The sequence below is a fragment of the Staphylococcus pragensis genome (assembly GCF_004785665.1).
GTDB lineage: Bacteria > Bacillota > Bacilli > Staphylococcales > Staphylococcaceae > Staphylococcus > Staphylococcus pragensis.
This window is the reverse complement of the sequence record NZ_SRPJ01000001.1, coordinates 1,107,659-1,124,811: the sequence shown is the minus strand read 5'-3', so window position 1 is coordinate 1,124,811 and position 17,153 is coordinate 1,107,659. Positions and strand designations below refer to the sequence as shown.

At 33.1% G+C, this 17,153-nt stretch carries 17 protein-coding genes and 8 tRNA genes; 18 read left to right on the top strand and 7 right to left on the bottom strand.

Annotated elements, in window-relative coordinates; translation table 11 throughout:
* Positions 1-34 precede the first annotated feature (34 nt).
* From prsA to E2558_RS05535, 4 genes are all read right to left on the bottom strand, one after another.
* Positions 35-1,003, bottom strand: a complete 969-nt coding sequence (gene prsA, locus E2558_RS05550; protein ID WP_126566207.1) for a peptidylprolyl isomerase PrsA — start codon at positions 1,001-1,003, stop codon at positions 35-37.
* Positions 1,004-1,317: 314 nt separating this feature from the next.
* Positions 1,318-1,875 carry a DUF3267 domain-containing protein gene (locus tag E2558_RS05545; RefSeq protein ID WP_126566205.1) on the bottom strand — a complete coding sequence of 186 codons (558 nt, stop codon included), beginning with the start codon at positions 1,873-1,875 and terminating at the stop codon, positions 1,318-1,320.
* A gap of 206 nt (positions 1,876-2,081) precedes the next feature.
* Positions 2,082-2,459: a YtxH domain-containing protein gene (locus tag E2558_RS05540; protein ID WP_126566203.1), complete on the bottom strand. Its 378-nt coding sequence runs from the start codon at positions 2,457-2,459 to the stop codon at positions 2,082-2,084.
* 135 nt (positions 2,460-2,594) lie between these two features.
* Positions 2,595-3,020, bottom strand: coding sequence for an HIT family protein (locus tag E2558_RS05535; protein ID WP_126566202.1), 426 nt, complete (start codon positions 3,018-3,020; stop codon positions 2,595-2,597).
* Positions 3,021-3,152: 132 nt separating this feature from the next.
* Between E2558_RS05535 and ecsA the strand changes: the two genes are divergently transcribed.
* Positions 3,153-3,890, top strand: coding sequence for an ABC transporter ATP-binding protein EcsA (gene ecsA / locus E2558_RS05530; RefSeq protein WP_126566200.1), 738 nt, complete (start codon positions 3,153-3,155; stop codon positions 3,888-3,890).
* Complete coding sequence (gene ecsB, locus E2558_RS05525; RefSeq protein ID WP_126566197.1) at positions 3,887-5,110, top strand: ABC transporter permease EcsB; 1,224 nt, start codon at positions 3,887-3,889, stop codon at positions 5,108-5,110. The genes ecsA and ecsB overlap by 4 nt, the downstream gene beginning before the upstream one ends.
* 72 nt (positions 5,111-5,182) lie before the next feature.
* Here the strand turns inward: ecsB and E2558_RS05520 are convergent, their stop codons facing one another.
* Entirely contained in the window at positions 5,183-5,683 is a 501-nt protein-coding gene (locus E2558_RS05520; RefSeq protein WP_126566195.1) for a signal transduction protein TRAP, read from the bottom strand.
* Positions 5,684-5,965: 282 nt separating this feature from the next.
* Between E2558_RS05520 and hemE the strand changes: the two genes are divergently transcribed.
* The 14 genes from hemE to menC all read left to right on the top strand — a co-directional run bounded on the left by hemE (position 5,966) and on the right by menC (position 13,805).
* Positions 5,966-7,003 carry a uroporphyrinogen decarboxylase gene (hemE, locus tag E2558_RS05515; RefSeq protein WP_126566192.1) on the top strand — a complete coding sequence of 346 codons (1,038 nt, stop codon included), beginning with the start codon at positions 5,966-5,968 and terminating at the stop codon, positions 7,001-7,003.
* 46 nt (positions 7,004-7,049) lie between these two features.
* Complete coding sequence (gene hemH, locus E2558_RS05510) at positions 7,050-7,973, top strand: ferrochelatase (RefSeq protein ID WP_126566189.1); 924 nt, start codon at positions 7,050-7,052, stop codon at positions 7,971-7,973.
* 18 nt (positions 7,974-7,991) lie between these two features.
* Positions 7,992-9,386, top strand: a complete 1,395-nt coding sequence (gene hemY / locus E2558_RS05505) for a protoporphyrinogen oxidase (RefSeq protein ID WP_126566187.1) — start codon at positions 7,992-7,994, stop codon at positions 9,384-9,386.
* Positions 9,387-9,505: 119 nt separating this feature from the next.
* Positions 9,506-10,066, top strand: a complete 561-nt coding sequence (locus E2558_RS05500; protein WP_126566185.1) for an RBBP9/YdeN family alpha/beta hydrolase — start codon at positions 9,506-9,508, stop codon at positions 10,064-10,066.
* Between the two features lie 402 nt (positions 10,067-10,468).
* Positions 10,469-10,542 (top strand) — tRNA-Met (locus tag E2558_RS05495).
* Between the two features lie 14 nt (positions 10,543-10,556).
* Positions 10,557-10,632 (top strand) — tRNA-Asp (locus E2558_RS05490).
* A 15-nt stretch (positions 10,633-10,647) separates the two neighbouring features.
* Positions 10,648-10,720 (top strand) — tRNA-Phe (locus tag E2558_RS05485).
* An 11-nt stretch (positions 10,721-10,731) separates the two neighbouring features.
* Positions 10,732-10,807 (top strand) — tRNA-His (locus E2558_RS05480).
* A gap of 14 nt (positions 10,808-10,821) precedes the next feature.
* A tRNA-Gly gene (locus E2558_RS05475) sits at positions 10,822-10,895 on the top strand.
* Between the two features lie 13 nt (positions 10,896-10,908).
* A tRNA-Asn gene (locus E2558_RS05470) sits at positions 10,909-10,983 on the top strand.
* Position 10,984: 1 nt separating this feature from the next.
* A tRNA-Glu gene (locus E2558_RS05465) sits at positions 10,985-11,056 on the top strand.
* 56 nt (positions 11,057-11,112) lie between these two features.
* Positions 11,113-11,202: transfer RNA gene (locus tag E2558_RS05460), tRNA-Ser, on the top strand.
* Positions 11,203-11,401: 199 nt separating this feature from the next.
* Positions 11,402-12,808: an o-succinylbenzoate--CoA ligase gene (gene menE / locus E2558_RS05455; RefSeq protein WP_126566183.1), complete on the top strand. Its 1,407-nt coding sequence runs from the start codon at positions 11,402-11,404 to the stop codon at positions 12,806-12,808.
* The gene (gene menC, locus E2558_RS05450) at positions 12,798-13,805 is read left to right on the top strand and encodes an o-succinylbenzoate synthase (RefSeq protein WP_126566180.1); all 1,008 of its coding nucleotides are present in this window, start codon (positions 12,798-12,800) and stop codon (positions 13,803-13,805) included. Before menE ends, menC begins: the two co-directional genes overlap by 11 nt.
* Here the strand turns inward: menC and yidD are convergent.
* The gene (gene yidD, locus E2558_RS05445; protein WP_126566177.1) at positions 13,796-14,041 is read right to left on the bottom strand and encodes a membrane protein insertion efficiency factor YidD; all 246 of its coding nucleotides are present in this window, start codon (positions 14,039-14,041) and stop codon (positions 13,796-13,798) included. The two genes, menC and yidD, sit on opposite strands and share 10 nt — an antisense overlap.
* Before the next feature lie 64 nt (positions 14,042-14,105).
* On the opposite strand from yidD, the gene ytkD reads away from it, so the two are divergent.
* Positions 14,106-14,579 (top strand): RNA deprotection pyrophosphohydrolase, encoded by a 474-nt coding sequence (gene ytkD / locus E2558_RS05440; protein WP_126566176.1) that lies wholly within the window; start codon positions 14,106-14,108, stop codon positions 14,577-14,579.
* A 4-nt stretch (positions 14,580-14,583) separates the two neighbouring features.
* The gene (locus tag E2558_RS05435) at positions 14,584-15,351 is read left to right on the top strand and encodes an alpha/beta hydrolase family protein (RefSeq protein WP_371869268.1); all 768 of its coding nucleotides are present in this window, start codon (positions 14,584-14,586) and stop codon (positions 15,349-15,351) included.
* A gap of 46 nt (positions 15,352-15,397) precedes the next feature.
* On the opposite strand, the gene pckA is transcribed toward E2558_RS05435, so the two are convergent.
* Positions 15,398-16,990, bottom strand: coding sequence for a phosphoenolpyruvate carboxykinase (ATP) (gene pckA / locus E2558_RS05430; protein ID WP_126566171.1), 1,593 nt, complete (start codon positions 16,988-16,990; stop codon positions 15,398-15,400).
* Positions 16,991-17,153: the final 163 nt, after the last annotated feature.

The following is a 17,153-nucleotide window of genomic DNA, read 5'->3' as shown; positions in this document are numbered from 1 at the left end:
CTATCGTTTTTAATAACTTTTTAACTTTTGAAAATTATGAAGATAGGCCAGCAGATGAGCTATCTTGTTGAGATTGTTGCTGTTTTAATTTGTCTGGATTTAAAATCGTATTTTCTACAGCTTTTTTAATGTCTCTATCTTTATAGTCTACATTGTATTCTTTAAGTAAGTCTTTATATGCATTAGTTAATAATTTAGGATCTTTTTGAACTTTTTGCTCAATGATCTTAGTTTTTAGACTAGATTTTTCTTTATCAAAGTCGTCTTCTTTATCGGCTTTAATAATATGGTAACCATAATCTGTTTTGACAACGTCTGATACTTGGCCTTCTTTAAGTTTGAATAAGGCTTTTTCAAAACTGCTTACCATTTGGCCTTTAACAACATAACCTAATGAACCGTCTTTTTTAGCACTAGATGTATCCATTGATTCTTTTTTAGCGATTTCTCCAAATTTGCTTGGATTTTTTTCAACTTCTTTTTGTATTTCTTCAGCTTTAGCTTTAGCTTTCTTATCACTTAAGCCTTCTTTATCGCTATCACTTGATTTAACTTTAATTAAAATGTGTGAAGCTTTTTTAGTATTATCTTTTATTTCTTTATCAGATACTTTGATTTTGTCTGCTAATAATTGTTTTTGATAAGCAGCTAGTTTTTTCTGTTCTTTATAATCATTTAAAGTCATACCTTGTTGTTTAAGCATGCTTTCAAATTGATCTTTACCACCATACTGTTTTTCTTCTTTTTTAATATTATTGTCAATATCTTTAGTATCGACTTTATCTTTGTATTTATCAGCTAAAATTTTATTTAAGGCAATGCTAAATGAAGTACTTGCAATTTGATCATCGCCAATTTTATTCATTACATCCTTAACTTTTACATCTCCAGCTTTTGAAGAAATAAGCGTGTTACTTTCCGAATCAGTGGAATGATTACCACAAGCACCTAAAAGCAGGGCACTTGCTGTTACCGGAACAATTAATTTATTCATAATTTTCATAGTTGATAGCTCCTTTTACATTAATAACAACGTAACTATAACATATTCTAAGCGCTTCACCAATTAGAAACCAACGCACTACTACCAAAGTAGTAGTGCCTATACGACTTAAGAACTAAAAAAAGCTGAGACAAAGTAGATTGTCTCAGCCTTCGCTAACATATAGGCAGATTTACATGTTGACCATAGCCTCTCGAAAAGAAAGCCCACTGGGGTTGGGGCCTCAACAAAAAGACTTTCAAAAAGAAAGTCCACAAGCAAAGCAAGTTAGGGTTGTAAAGAAATTATCTAAATTTCTGTCCCACTCCTAAATATTAATATGGTGAATGGTAGGGTACTTTATTTAGAATACTAATGCCTGTTTGATGTTCTTCAATAAACTGTCCTTCATTAGAAAAAATAATTATTTTCAAATATAAAAAATCCATAACTGAAATGCCAGAGTTTAATGCTAATAAAAACATAAAATAATGTCCATATTCTGGAAAACGCGTAGTTAAGAATATTAAAATACTTGTAATAGTTAAAAAAGGCATAACTAAATTAATACAAAAATAAATTTTGTGAACAGGTGTGCTGACATACGTATTAAAATATGGTAAATAACGCTTTTTATTTAATTTATGCGCTCTAAAAGATTTGAAATAAGGTAAAAAGAATAACAAATGAATAAATTTGTGAATAGGATACATCATAAATAAAAAAAATAATAAAATTAAAAAGTATCTATCTGATAACGGTGTATCAACAAAGTAATACATAATTTCATAGCTTACTAAAAACGCAATCACCGTAGTTACAAAGCTAAGGAATGCTATTCTTGGTATCCCAAAACGAGCGTGAATATCGATTTGCTGTTTACATAGAAACATAATTCCACCTCTTAATAGGTCATATATACGCTAAGTATTATCTAACTTACTATAGATAAAATCAAGATAATATTTACACCTACCGGCAAAGTGAAGAAGCTATTTTTTATTTCATTCAGTTAAAAATGAAATTAATAAACAAAAAAGAGTAAAACAGAAATCTTTAAATAGATTCCTATTTTACTCCTCATTAACTATCAACAATATTATTTTTTATCCTTTGAAAATGTATTGCTGATTTCTTCACCGCGATTTTGCAGATTTTCAATATGTGATTTTAACTTCTCAATATTAGGATTGATATCTGATTTAAAATCACCAATTAATGATTTAAATTCATCGCCAATCTCGCTACCATATTGTACACCATCATTTTTAACTTGTTTACTATAATCAATGATGTTGTGGAAACTGCGTTTAACTGACTCGATTTCGCGTTCTAATTCAGAACGAGCACCAGTTGGCACTTTAACGCCATTAGTATCGCCTTCAATTACGCCACGATCATCACGGTTCATCCATGAAACAGCGACACCAGCTGCTACGCCAACACCAATACCAAATAATACGCGTGTTACTTTCATATTATATTCTCCTCACTTAATATATCGTCATTTTAATAAGTTTAAATTAAATTATTAGTTTAATATCGTAAATTTAATTTTTTTAAAACTCAATTTAATTTTATATTACCCTTTAAAGACATACAATATGCAGAATTATTCAAATTGAGCTTTAATCTGCTCTGCAATTTCTTTTTTCTTATTATCGTCAATTTCATCTTCATGCGTATTCCATTTATAACCAAAGCCATCAATATCATTTTCATAACGTGGTAAGAAATGGAAATGAAGATGGAATACAGATTGATCAGCAAATTCGCCATTATTTTGAATAATGTTTAAACCATCAGGATTGAATGCTTTTTTAATAGCATTTGCCACTTTCGGTATTGCAGCACCAATATGTTTCATTGTTTCTTCATCTGTTTCAAAAATATTTGCAGAAGCTTTTTTAGGAATTAATAAAGTATGACCTTTAGTCACTTGAGAAATATCTAAAAAAGCGTATACGTACTCATTTTCATATACTTTATAACTTGGGATTTCACCAGTTAAAATCTTACCAAATACTGTTTCTGCCATTTGAATACACTCCTTATGCCTTATTTTATTCAATATTATATCATTACTGTATTAAAATTTCGTTAGTAAGCTATAGCTAACTTTAGTAGTTAGAGAATGATTTTGGTACAATGTATGTCATGGAGGTGCCTTATGACAGTAAAAGTTGAACATCTTACAGGAGGTTACGGCAAACGTCCTGTAATTGAAGATATAAATTTTGAATTAAAAGAGGGAGAAATCATAGGCTTAATAGGGCTTAATGGGGCAGGTAAAAGTACAACAATTAAGCATATGTTAGGATTACTAACGCCTATGGAAGGTACGCTCTCTATTTCAGATACAAATATCACCGATGATATTGAAGTTTATCGCAGAAAGTTATCCTATATACCTGAATCACCAGTAATTTATGAAGAATTAACATTAGAAGAGCATATCGCTATGACGGCAATGGCGTATCAAATTAGTGAAGAAGAAGCTATGAAACGTGCTCGTCCGTTACTAAAGACATTTAGATTAGAAAATGAACTTAAAGTATTCCCGAGTCACTTTTCAAAAGGGATGAAACAAAAAGTTATGATTATTTGTGCCTTTATTGTTAATCCTGAACTATATATTATCGATGAACCATTCTTAGGTCTCGATCCTTTAGGTATTCAGTCTATGCTTGATTTAATGGTAGAGAAGAAGAATGAAGGACGAACAGTATTGATGAGTACGCATATTCTAGCAACAGCAGAACGTTATTGTGACCGCTTCATTATTCTAGATAAAGGTAGAGTTGTAGGCTTTGGCAATTTAGACCAACTCCGTGAGCAAACAGGCTTACATCACCATACACTTGATGACATTTATATTCATGTTACACAAGGTGGGCAACATACATGAATAAATCAGCTATAGCATTATTTCAACAGCGTCATAAAGCGATTCGTAAGGAAAAAAGCTATTATAATAAATTTATATTTAATGGGCATTTCTCAGTATTCTTATTAATACTACTTGGCGCGTTCATTCTTAGTTATGGCCAATGGTTAAAACATATGCCAACACACATCGATTATGCCTTGTTTGCGAGTCTTGTTTTAGCAATCACATCTATATTTCCAATTAGAACTTTTTTAAAAGATGCTGACCGTATATTCCTTTTACCGTTTGAGGAGCACATGAAAGAATATATGAATTTAAGCTTAAGATATAGCTATTTCAATCGAATCATTATCCAAATCGTTTTATTAATCGTGCTATTTCCATTATTTTACAAACTTAATCATGGACTAAGTTTAGGTTATATTTTCTTTATCGTTTTAGTCCTTATTCATCCGTTTCTTGGTTTATTACTAAGATGGAAGTGGTACCAATCACATTTACAAAGTTGGTCTCTTAATATCATTTTATTTGTACTTAATGGATTAGCATATTATTTAGTGCTAGGTCATCAAATGTACTGGGGAATTATTTTTACAGTTATATTAGTGCTAGCGATTTTCCTACTTCCGAAAATGAAGCATAGCTACTTATTCCCATGGGAACGCATGATATTAATTGAAGAACGTCATCATACAAATTACTATAAATTCGTTAATATGTTTACTGATGTTAAACATTTAAAAGAAAGTGCAGTAAGACGACAATATTTGGACTTCTTGTTACCAACGCCTAAAGGACAACGTTTTAACTCTAAAAATATGTATTTATATTTATTTACGCGTAGCTTCGTGAGGGGAAGAGATGCATTTACAATCATCTTAAGATTACTTGTGATTGCACTTATTTTGATGATTTGGTTATCATTCCCAATTGTTACAGTGATTATTGGAAGCCTATTTATGTACATTATTTTATTACAAATGTCTCAATTCTATACTCAACAAGCATATGGATTATGGCCTCAAGTTTGGCCGGTATCAGATGCAGAAGTGATTAAAGGCTATGAAAAGTTCTTATATCGTTTAATGATAATCATTGGGGTTATTTTCTCCATAACGTTTGTCATCATTTATCCGCAATACTTTATCTTCGCGATTGTCTTCTTTATAGTAGGATGGCTTACTATTCGCAGTACAATCAAAAAATTACAATCTCAAGAATCTTTACTAAAAGATTAAATAAAAAAGGTTGTCTCAAGTTAGTGAGAAATACATCTCAATTAACTAAGACAACCTTTATTTTTTATAATACTAATCTTTAATTGGGTATAAATATCTTTCAAAATAGCTAGAATGTTGTGCACTTGAACCAAAGTAGCGTCTTAACGCTTCTTTTGAAAAGTAATCTTTAAATATATCTGATTCTTTAAAGTCTTGGTATGTTTGACGATTAGCAAAGCCAAAGTATACTTTATAAGTTGTGCCTTCCTCAGGTTTTAGGAAGCGGTAACTTTTAAAACCAGCGAAGTTTTCTAATTTTAAATCTAAATTTTCAAGTTTCTTTTCTAATTGATATGAATGATCATCTGAAGTTGGGATGAATAATGCTGAATAAAAATGATCATTACTTAATTCGTTGATTTCAACGACTGTATCATAAACAGTAGGATGCTTTAATATTGATTTATCTTCTGTTTCCTCAATAATGACAGAAGAATCATCCGTAGAAAATAAAAATAAATTTCTTTCTGGGTTATTTAAGCGGATTTGATTTAAGTAACCATAAGTTCCGTAAGTTGTATATATTTTCATGAATCATACCTCCCTTATTGCTTTTATTATACGATTAAACAGGGATTGTTGCTATATCAATTATTTATATAATTTAATTATTTTAAAGTTAAAATAGACCTTATGAATGATAGGTTTGTTTATATTAAATAGTTTATAATTACTGTTAAAAGTAATTTTATATTCATTAAATATATATACTAAAGTGCTATGTCATTTTTATGACATTTAATGTAGTATAAACGATAAAATAAACGTGATATGATATTATAGATAAGAATGATTTTAATTTAGGAGGATATTATGGTGCATAATAAAAATAATACGATTTTACAAACAATAAAAGGTGAACAGACATCCCATACACCTGTATGGTTTATGCGCCAAGCTGGAAGATCACAACCAGAATATCGCAAATTGAAAGAGAAGTACTCACTGTTTGAAATAACACACCAACCAGAATTATGTGCTTATGTAACACATTTACCAGTAGACAATTATAATACGGATGCTGCTATTCTTTATAAAGATATTATGACACCCCTTAAACCAATAGGGGTAGATGTGGAAATTAAATCAGGCATTGGTCCAGTTATTCATAATCCAATTAAATCTGTTAAAGATGTAGAAAAACTTACTCAGATAGATCCTAAAAGAGATGTACCTTATGTATTAGAAACGATTAAAATTCTTACTCAAGAAAAACTAAATGTTCCATTAATCGGTTTTACTGGTGCACCATTTACATTGGCTTCATATATGATTGAAGGTGGACCTTCTAAGAATTACAACTTTACGAAAGCAATGATGTATGGAGATGAAGAAACGTGGTTTGCGTTAATGAATCACCTTGTAGAGATCTCTATTGATTATGTGGCAGCTCAAGTTGAAGCCGGTGCTGAATTGATTCAAATTTTTGATTCATGGGTAGGTGCACTTAATGTTGAAGACTATCGCTACTATATTAAAACTTCTATGACACAATTAATTAATGGTATTAAATCACGTTATGATGTTCCGGTTATTCTATTCGGTGTTGGAGCGAGTCACTTAATTAATGAATGGAATGATTTACCAATTGATGTTCTAGGTTTAGATTGGCGTACATCCATTACACAAGCGAATCATTTAGGCGTTAATAAAACACTTCAAGGTAATTTAGATCCATCTTTATTACTTGCGCCTTGGGAAGTTCTTGAGAAAAGAATTAAATCTATTCTTGATGAAGGATTAGAAAGAGGTCAACATATCTTTAATTTAGGACACGGTGTTTTTCCAGAAGTTCAACCAGATACACTTAAACGCGTGACACAATTTGTGCATGATTACACACAAAAATAATCATTGTTAATATAGCAATTTATAATAAAAGGGAAGGTTTTATATAATGACTAAGACAGTAGGTTTATTAGTTATGGCGTATGGCACACCATACAAAGAAAGCGATATTGAACCATATTACACAGATATTAGACATGGTAAAAAACCATCTGAAGAAGAACTTCAAGATTTAAAAGAGCGCTATGAATTTATTGGAGGACTTTCTCCATTAGCAGGTACAACTGACCGTCAAGCTGAAGCATTGAAAGAGGCTTTAAACGATGAATATGAAGACGTGGAATTCAAATTGTATTTAGGATTAAAACACATTTCTCCTTTTATTGAAGAAGCGGTTGAAAAAATGAATAAAGATGGTATTGAAGAAGCGGTAACTGTAGTGCTAGCGCCTCATTATTCAAGCTTCTCAGTTGGTTCTTATAATAAACGTGCGAAAGAAGAAGCGGATAAATACGGTATTAAACTTTATCATGTTGAACACTACTATCAACAACCTAAATTTATTGAATATTGGACTAATAAAATTAATGAAACGTTAGAACAAATTCCTAGTGAAGAACATGATGAAACAGTTTTAGTTGTATCTGCACATAGTTTACCTAAAGGTCTTATTGAAAAAAATAACGACCCTTATCCAAATGAACTACAAGATACAATGAAACGCTTAGCATCTTCATCTAATATTTTACATGTGGCGCAAGGCTGGCAATCTGAAGGGAATACAGGCACGCCATGGTTAGGGCCTGACGTTCAAGATTTAACACGTGACCTTTACAACGAACATCATTATAAAAACTTTATTTATACTCCTGTTGGTTTCGTATGTGAACATTTAGAAGTTTTGTATGATAACGATTATGAATGTAAAGTTGTATGTGAGGAAGTAGGCGCAAATTATTACCGCCCAGCTATGCCAGATACACATCCATTATTTATTGGTGCAATCGTTGATGAAATAAAAACAGTTTTTTAATAAAGGAAGGGACTCATAGTGAGTAAAAAAGTTGCAATTATAGGTGCTGGAATTACTGGATTAGCTAGCGCATATTATTTTAAACATTATAAACCAGAGATTGATGTAACTATTTTTGAAGCAACTCAAAGACCTGGTGGTAAAATTCAAACTTATCGTAAAGATGGCTATACGATTGAACTTGGGCCAGAATCTTACTTAGGGCGCAAGACGATTATGACGGATATTGCTAAAGATATCGGCTTAGAAGATGATTTAATCACTAATCAAACAGGTCAGTCTTACATTTTTGCGAAGAATAAACTTTATCCTATTCCTGGTGGCTCAATCATGGGTATTCCAACAGATATTAAACCATTTCTTAAAACGCGATTAATTTCGCCACTTGGAAAGTTAAGAGCAGGTCTAGATTTATTTAAATCTCCAATCCAAATGAAGGATGATATATCAGTAGGGGAGTTCTTTAGACGACGCTTAGGAAATGAAATTCTTGAAAATCTAATTGAGCCACTTATGGGTGGTATATATGGTACAGACATAGACAATTTAAGTCTTATGAGTACATTTCCTAATTTTAAAGAAAAAGAAGAAGAATTTGGTAGTTTAATTAAAGGAATGCAACATGAAAAGGCAGAGCGCATTAAGCAGCGCCAATTATATCCAGGCGCGCCTAAAGGCCAATTTAAACAATTTAGACATGGGCTAAGTTCTTTTATTGAAGCATTAGAAGAAGATGTGACATCTAAAGGCGTAACAATTCGCTACAATACCCCTGTCGATGATATAAAAATCAATGAAGATAATTATGAAATAGTTACCAATAGTGGAAGCGAACCATTTGATGGTGTCTTAGTCACAACACCTCATCACACTTTCATGAAATGGTTTAATCACGATCAGGCGTTTAATTACTTTAATTCAATGGATTCAACTACGGTAGCGACGGTTGTATTCGCATTTGATGAAAAGAACATCGAGAATACGTATGATGGTACAGGGTTTGTTATCGCAAGAACAAGTCATACGAATATAACTGCTTGTACATGGACTACGAAAAAATGGCCATTTACAACCCCTGAAGGCAAAGTTTTAATACGTGCTTATGTAGGTAAACCTGGTGATAATGTAGTAGATGATCATACAGATGAAGAAATAGCAGCGATTGCTCGTCGTGATTTGAATAAAATGATGACCTTCAAAGGTGATCCAGATTTTACTATAGTCAATCGTTTGCCAAAAAGTATGCCACAATACCATATCGGCCATATTAAACAAATACGTGAAATCCAGAATCATGTGAAAGCAACGTATAAAGGTTTGCGAATTACTGGTGCACCCTTTGAAGCAGTAGGACTACCTGACTGTATTCAACAAGGGAAAAATGCAGTAGAAGAACTTATAGATGAATTATAAATGGATAATATTAGAACACTTTTTAGAGAATTAAACCGTCTCTTTAAAGTGTTTTATTTTAAGTTATGTTTAAATAAAGTTAAGTTAAACCAATCAATTATTCAATAGGAGGATTAACTATGACAAATGTCATTATTGTTCACTCAAGTATAGGAGATTCACATAATCATTGGTATGAATGGTTGCAACATAATTTGAAATTGGAAGGCTATAATGTTCAATTATTTCATTTAGATAATGATAATAACCATAATATTCATCAATGGGTCAAAGAAATGAATAAGCAAATTGAAATTCCTAGCTCAGATACATATTTTGTTACACATGGATTTGGATCAATAGCAGCATTGAAATATATTGAAGATTTGAATATTGAAGAATCATTAGCAGGATTTTTCAGTATAGCTGGTTTTAAAGAAGATGCTGAAGATTTAGACAAAAATGTCAATATCGATCCAATAAATATTGATTATTCTACGATTAAAAGTAAAGTTAAACGTTTTTATGGATTAGCTTCTAAAACAGATCAACATGTTTCATATAAAGAAACAGAAAAACTTCTCGAAACATTGGGTGGTCATATGAGAATCGTAGAAGAGGGCGGCCATTTTCTTGAAGAAGAAGGATTTGTTTCTTTTACCGAACTTCAAGAAAGAATGCAAATCTATATGACAAGATAATTTAGAGTGATTATTAATTAAATAGGGGATATACATCATCGTTTGGCCTAATCTATAATCATTATAAGAAAGGTTAAACGGTGATTTTTTATGAGCAAAAGTAGCATTTTATCGGGCATTACTAAGGTAATTAATATCCAATTCGTATATTTAATTAAAATTTTCTAAGTGTAGCGTTTTTTTACACAAAATACTTTGTAATTGTTATTGACTATAAAGTGCATAGTATATATACTAATAAAGTATTCAAAAGAGCGGTGCTTAAAAAGTAATTATCGCATAAATATATAAAGCTTAAATTAATTAAATGTAAAATTTAATTAAAAAAAGTATTGACACTACTAAGACTTAAATGATATACTAATAAAGTACTTGATTTTAAGAAATAAATAATAATATTAGCGCGGGATGGAGCAGTTCGGTAGCTCGTCGGGCTCATAACCCGAAGGTCGGTGGTTCAAATCCGCCTCCCGCAATACATAATTTAGTAGGTCTCGTAGTGTAGCGGTTAACACGCCTGCCTGTCACGCAGGAGATCGCGGGTTCGATTCCCGTCGAGACCGCCATTACTTACTTATTATGGTTCAGTAGCTCAGTTGGTAGAGCAATGGATTGAAGCTCCATGTGTCGGCAGTTCGACTCTGTCCTGAACCATTTACACTTTGGCGGTTGTGGCGAAGTGGTTAACGCATCGGATTGTGGTTCCGAGACTCGAGGGTTCGATTCCCTTCAACCGCCCCATAATCGTTTACTATGCGGGTGTAGTTTAATGGCAAAACCTCAGCCTTCCAAGCTGATGTTGTGGGTTCGATTCCCATCACCCGCTCCATTATTAACATTATTCCACAGTAGCTCAGTGGTAGAGCTATCGGCTGTTAACCGATCGGTCGTAGGTTCGAATCCTACCTGTGGAGCCATGGCTCCTTGGTCAAGCGGTTAAGACACCGCCCTTTCACGGCGGTAACACGGGTTCGAGTCCCGTAGGAGTCATCCAAACAGAAGTGAAATATCGCTTCTGTTTTTTTATTTACACAATTTTATAATGGGGGAAGTTGTCCGAGTCTGGCCGAAGGAGCACGCCTGGAAAGTGTGTAAACGCCACAAGCGTTTCAAGGGTTCGAATCCCTTACTTCCCGTTTTATAGCTCAGAATGATTAATATTTGTTATGAGCTAATGAATTAAGAAAGAAGGCAATTCAAATTGTCTTCTTTTTTATTTTTAACACTTTTGTAATGAATCTAGGAGATAATTATTTAATTCTTTTAATCACATCCACTGCTAACTCTAAAGAAAATCGTTATAATAAATATGTATATTATATGGAGGAATGTATTTTGGATTTTTGGTTAAAAGAACAGAGTATAAAGAATAAAAATAAAATTGCAGTTACTGATGGTAAATTTGCTATGACGTTTGAAGATTTATATCATCGTGCTTTCGAATTATCTCAACAGTTAATATCATTAAATGAAAATAGAGTAGGGCTATATATTCATAATGACATTGACTCAGTAATATTGGTGAACGCATGCTGGTTAGCTAATATTGAAGTTGCTATGATTAATACACGTCTGACGCAACAAGAAATGATTAATCAAATGTGCTCTGTAGATATTTCTACAATTATTTCTACTACGAATTTTGATTTACCTTCTTTTAAAATTGTTTATTTCAATGAATTAAATACACTTGAACCAACTTCAAACACTCAATCGTTCGATATTACACGTATTGCTTCAATTATGTTTACTTCTGGTACTACAGGTCCTCAAAAGGCAGTTCCACAAACCTTTGAAAATCATTATGCGAGTGCCATAGGATGTAAACAGAGTTTAGGCTTTGATCAAGATACAATATGGCTATCTGTACTGCCTATCTATCATATCTCAGGTTTAAGTGTGATTTTACGTTCAATTATTGAAGGCTTCACAGTTCGCATTTTAAAGAAATATGATACTCAAACAATGCTTAATATTATAGAAGAAGAGCAACCTACTCATGTGTCACTTGTACCACAGACATTAAAATGGCTCATGGATGCGGGGTTAAATCAACCATTTTCAATTGAAAAAATATTACTAGGTGGCGCGAAGTTATCATCAACGTTAATTGATCAAGCACTTAGTAATCACTTACCAATTTATAATTCGTTTGGGATGACGGAGACATGTTCTCAATTCTTAACTGCAACGCCAGAGATGCTTGCGCAACGTTATGATACTGTTGGCAAACCAAGTGAAAATGTGAAAGTTAAAATTAAAAATCCAAATGAAGAAGGGCATGGAGAGCTTCTTATCAAAGGAAATAATGTCATGAATGGCTATTTATATCCTAAGCAACTGGATGACACGTTTGAAGATGGCTATTTCAAAACGGGCGATATTGCTGAAATTGATGACGAAGGTTATGTTATGGTCTATGATCGTCGTAAAGACTTGATTATCAGTGGCGGCGAAAACATTTATCCATATGAAATTGAAACGATTGCTAAGAAATTTGAAAGTATAGAAGATGCGGTATGTGTTCCACAAAGGGACGAAACCTGGGGCCAAATTCCAGTGCTTTTTTATGTTTCTGAAAATGAACTTTCAAGGGATGAACTTATCCAATTTCTGCAAAATAATTTAGCTAAGTACAAAATTCCTAAACATTATTATCGCATGGAATCATTACCTTATACTTCTACTGGAAAATTACAACGCAATAAAGTGATTTCACAGGTTAATCAATATGAAAATTAAAGAAGTCAATTTTTATTACTTTAATGCACCATTTCATTCTCCAATTATCACTCCAAAAGTTCAAATGACACACCGAAAAGCGCTTATAGTGGAATTCATCACTGATAAAAATCAATCTTATTTTGGAGAATGCAATGCGTTTGAAACAAATTGGTATGATAAAGAAACCATTTATTCTGTAAAAAGCATTTTAGAAGATTTGGCGAGAAACATTAAAGGAGTTATATTTAATAGTTTTGCGGATTGGGAGCCATATTTGAATCAGCTTGAGTCTTTTCCAGCAGCACGTTGTACAGCAGTGATGGCAATTTATCAAATGTATCATCAGCTACCTAGTTTCACCGTAGAGTATGGTGCGACTGCTAGTGGTTTAACGAAGTCACAGTTACAAACACTTCAAACGACGCAACCGCCTCGTATTAAGCTTAAGTGGTCTAATCATTTAAATGAGGATATTCGTAAGTTAGATACACATCTCAAGCACAATTACTATTTAGCTTTAGATGCTAATGAATCATTAACTATTAGTGATTTGGAAAAGGTAGAACAAGTGACGTCGCAAAATATTATATACATCGAAGAACCTTTTAAATCGTTATCTCTACTTAATGAAGTAGATTTAAATAATTATCCACCTATTGCTGTAGACGAAAAAGCACTTAATGAAGAAGCGATTATTTCAATCATTGAACATTATCCAATCGAAGTGGTGGTTATTAAACCATTTAGAGTAGGTGGGATTGATAAAGCACAACAATTAATTCAAACTGTACATCAACACCAAGTTAAAGTGGTAGTTGGCGGAATGTACGAATATGGTTTGAGCCGTTACTTTACAGCGTTGTTAGCAAAAGAGGGGGATTATCCAGGAGATATTACGCCGGATGGGTATTATTTTAAAGAAGATTTTACGCAAGGCATAGGTAAATTAAAAGAGGGATTAATTCATTTTAATCCCCCAATGATTAATAAAACGCAATTAATACCTTATGAGTGATGATGATCGTGGTTATCTTTTTTCAAAGGCACAGGGTCGAAACCACCTTTATGAAGTGGATGACATTTTAAAATACGACGCACGCCCATATATCCACCTTTAAAGGCACCATAGACTTCAATTGCTTCTCTAGTATATTCTGAACAAGTAGGATAGAAGCGACAAGTCGGTGGTGTCATAGGTGAAATATAACGTTGATATATATGAATAATGCCTAAAAAGAATTTTTTAAACATAGATACCCTCCAACATGGATTAATTATTAAATAGTTTAACACATTCAAAGGAGTAGTGAGGAACGTGGAGTTTGTAGATAAAGATAATAGACGTGTCACAATGCAGTTTAAAACCAATAATGATGAACCGAATGGTAATCACGTTTTAGCTATTCCCATTTTCAGAAAACAGCTATTATTTACGCAACATAAACAAAGAGATATTGAATTTCCTGGTGGTAAAGTTGAACAAGGAGAATCTAGTCAACAAGCGATTGAGAGGGAGTTGTTCGAAGAAACAGGTGCAATTGCTGATGATATAAATTATATTGCTCAATATCAAGTGCATACTAATGATGGCTCTAAGTTTGCTAAAGATGTTTATGTCATTGATGTCAAAGAGATTCAAAATAAAAATGACTACTTAGAAACTAAGGGTCCAGAGCTATTTAAGCGTATTGATGATATTTCTGAAGCGTATCAAAGTTATTTAATTCAAGATGACGCTATTCTCAAATGTTTGGAGAGGGTGATTGAGCTTGGGTATTATAGCTACTAAAAAAATGCCGATTGAATCACACACGCACCGTTTTGAAGAGATAACGTATGAGGTTAATCATCTTAAAGTCAAAGCCTTACAAATGACGCCTTACAATGAGCATGTAGAACGTATAGTGATATATCTACGTGGAGGCAAGGGGCAAGTTGGACGTGTACGTGCTGCGAGATTGATGCAGTTTGCGAATTTAAATACATTAGTTGTAGGACCATATTATAGAGGAAGTAATGGTAGTGAAGGTCGAGATGAATTTTGTCGTGCAGATTTAAACGACGTGACAGAACTCGTGCACATTTTAAAAAAGAAATATCCAAAGGCTTATGTACATATGATTGGATTCTCAAGAGGGGGACTTCAAGGGTTGCTAACTTTCCAAGATTATCCAGTTGATAGTTATATTGCATGGGGTGGCGTCTCTGATGTGCGATTAATGTATGAAGAACGAGTAGATTTGCGTGGCATGTTGAGACGGATGGTTGGTCATCCGAAGAAAGATAAAGACGAGTATGAGAAACGTGATGCACTCAAATCAATTGATAGTACGAGCCCACCAATATTGATTGTACATGGAGGCAAAGATTGGCAGGTTGGCATTCATCAAGGTTATTACTTGGAAGAACAGTTGCAGAAAAAGGAGGCTCTGTACGATACATTCTATCAATTAGAAGAAGGTCATGTGCCACGCCCTAAAGCAATGAAAGAAGCGTTGAATTATATTCATGATTGGATGAAAAAAATTGAAGAACAAAAAGAAAATGCCCAGTCTCACTGATACATCATCAAGATGTCAGTGGAGTGGGCATTTTCCTATTTAATAATTATTTATTGAATCCACCAGTTTCAGCAATTTCTTTAACTTCCGGACCGAATTTTTTGAAGTTTTCTTCAAAGCGTTTAATTAAATCATCAGCTTGAGCACGATATTTATCTGAATCACTCCATGCGTTGATTGGATTTAAGATTGTTTTAGGTACGTCTTCTATTTCAGTAGGAATGCTTAAGCCGAATTTTTCATCTTTAATGAATTCAGCATTTTTTAATTTACCAGTAATAGCTTGGTCAACCATGTAGCGTGTATAGTGTAAGCTAATACGACGGCCTACACCGTATTTACCGCCAGTCCATCCTGTGTTTACTAAATAAACATCTACATCATGCTCATCGATTAATTTACCTAATAAATTAGCATATTTAGTAGGGTTTAATGGTAAGAATGGTGCACCGAAGCATGTTGAGAATGATGGTTCAGGTTCTGTTACACCGCGTTCTGTACCAGCTAGTTTAGAAGTGAAACCACTTAAGAAATGATACATTGCTTGTGATTTAGATAATTTAGCAATTGGAGGAAGTACTCCGAATGCATCTGCAGTTAAGAAGATAATCGTATTAGGATGTGCTGCTTTTGAAGGTAACACAATATTATCGATATGGTGAATAGGGTAAGCTGCACGTGTATTTTCAGTATTAGTGTTATCGTCGAAATCTACACGACCGCGTTCATCAACTACAGTATTTTCTAGAATTGTACCATATTCAATAGCATTGAAGATTTGAGGTTCTTTTTCTTTTGAAAGGTTAATTGCTTTAGCATAGCATCCACCTTCAATATTGAAGACACCATTTTTATTCCAACCATGTTCATCATCACCGATTAATTTACGGTCAGGTGCAGCAGATAACGTTGTTTTACCAGTTCCTGATAAACCGAAGAATAAAGCTACATCGCCTTTGTCACCTACGTTTGCAGAGCAGTGCATACTCATAATGTCTTGCATTGGTAATAAGTAGTTCATTACTGAGAAGATTCCTTTTTTCATTTCCCCAGCGTATTCAGTACCACCGATTAAAATTGTTTTATGTTTGAATGAAATAATAACAAATGTTTCTGACTTAGTGCCATCTACTTCTGGATCTGCTTTGAAATGAGGTGCTGAAACAATTGTGAAGTTTGGCTTAATATTTTTAGCTTCTTCAACTGAGTCAGGTCTAATAAACATGTTTTGTGCAAATAGGTTATGCCATGCTAATTCATTGATAACCGTTAGTTTAAGTTGAGTATCTTTGTCGCTTCCAGCATAGCCGTTGAAGACGTAAAGTTCATCTTTTTTTTCAAGATAGTCTAAAACTTTATTATAGAGATTTAAGAAGGTTTCTTCATCAATAGGTTGGTTAATATCTCCCCAGTGGATATTATCTTTATAAGAAGGTTCAGTTACGATGAATTTATCTTTAGGAGAACGTCCAGTATATTTACCTGTACTTGCATTGATTGCTCCTAGTTCAGTTAATTCGCCCTCGTTATTATCTAAAATCTTGTTGTAAAGTTGTGTAGTAGAAAGTTGAAACAGTGAGCTTTCTTTCTCTAACAAATGTTTAATTTTAGGTGTTTCGCTGTATGTATCTACTGACATACCCAATCCCTCCAGCATCAATTTATTGAAATATTTCGTGTAAGCCTTTACATTAAATTAGTATAACATATTGCCTTATTTATTCCACCTGGAAAAGACAAAAACTTTTAAAAATCGAAATTGACATTGATGAGGGGATTCGGTAGTATAGTTAGTAACGGAT

Bases quoted from the DNA above. Each gene is read 5' to 3' on its own strand.
- prsA (WP_126566207.1), bottom strand. From the start codon at position 1,003: ATGAAAATTATGAATAAATTAATTGTTCCGGTAACAGCAAGTGCCCTG.
- E2558_RS05500 (WP_126566185.1), top strand. From the start codon at position 9,506: ATGACAAATGTCATTATTGTTCACTCAAGTATAGGAGATTCACATAAT.
- hemE (WP_126566192.1), top strand. From the start codon at position 5,966: ATGGTGCATAATAAAAATAATACGATTTTACAAACAATAAAAGGTGAA.
- ecsB (WP_126566197.1), top strand. From the start codon at position 3,887: ATGAATAAATCAGCTATAGCATTATTTCAACAGCGTCATAAAGCGATT.
- E2558_RS05540 (WP_126566203.1), bottom strand. From the start codon at position 2,459: ATGAAAGTAACACGCGTATTATTTGGTATTGGTGTTGGCGTAGCAGCT.
- pckA (WP_126566171.1), bottom strand. From the start codon at position 16,990: ATGTCAGTAGATACATACAGCGAAACACCTAAAATTAAACATTTGTTA.
- ecsA (WP_126566200.1), top strand. From the start codon at position 3,153: ATGACAGTAAAAGTTGAACATCTTACAGGAGGTTACGGCAAACGTCCT.
- E2558_RS05520 (WP_126566195.1), bottom strand. From the start codon at position 5,683: ATGAAAATATATACAACTTACGGAACTTATGGTTACTTAAATCAAATC.
- E2558_RS05435 (WP_371869268.1), top strand. From the start codon at position 14,584: ATGCCGATTGAATCACACACGCACCGTTTTGAAGAGATAACGTATGAG.
- hemH (WP_126566189.1), top strand. From the start codon at position 7,050: ATGACTAAGACAGTAGGTTTATTAGTTATGGCGTATGGCACACCATAC.
- menC (WP_126566180.1), top strand. From the start codon at position 12,798: ATGAAAATTAAAGAAGTCAATTTTTATTACTTTAATGCACCATTTCAT.
- E2558_RS05535 (WP_126566202.1), bottom strand. From the start codon at position 3,020: ATGGCAGAAACAGTATTTGGTAAGATTTTAACTGGTGAAATCCCAAGT.
- E2558_RS05545 (WP_126566205.1), bottom strand. From the start codon at position 1,875: ATGTTTCTATGTAAACAGCAAATCGATATTCACGCTCGTTTTGGGATA.
- yidD (WP_126566177.1), bottom strand. From the start codon at position 14,041: ATGTTTAAAAAATTCTTTTTAGGCATTATTCATATATATCAACGTTAT.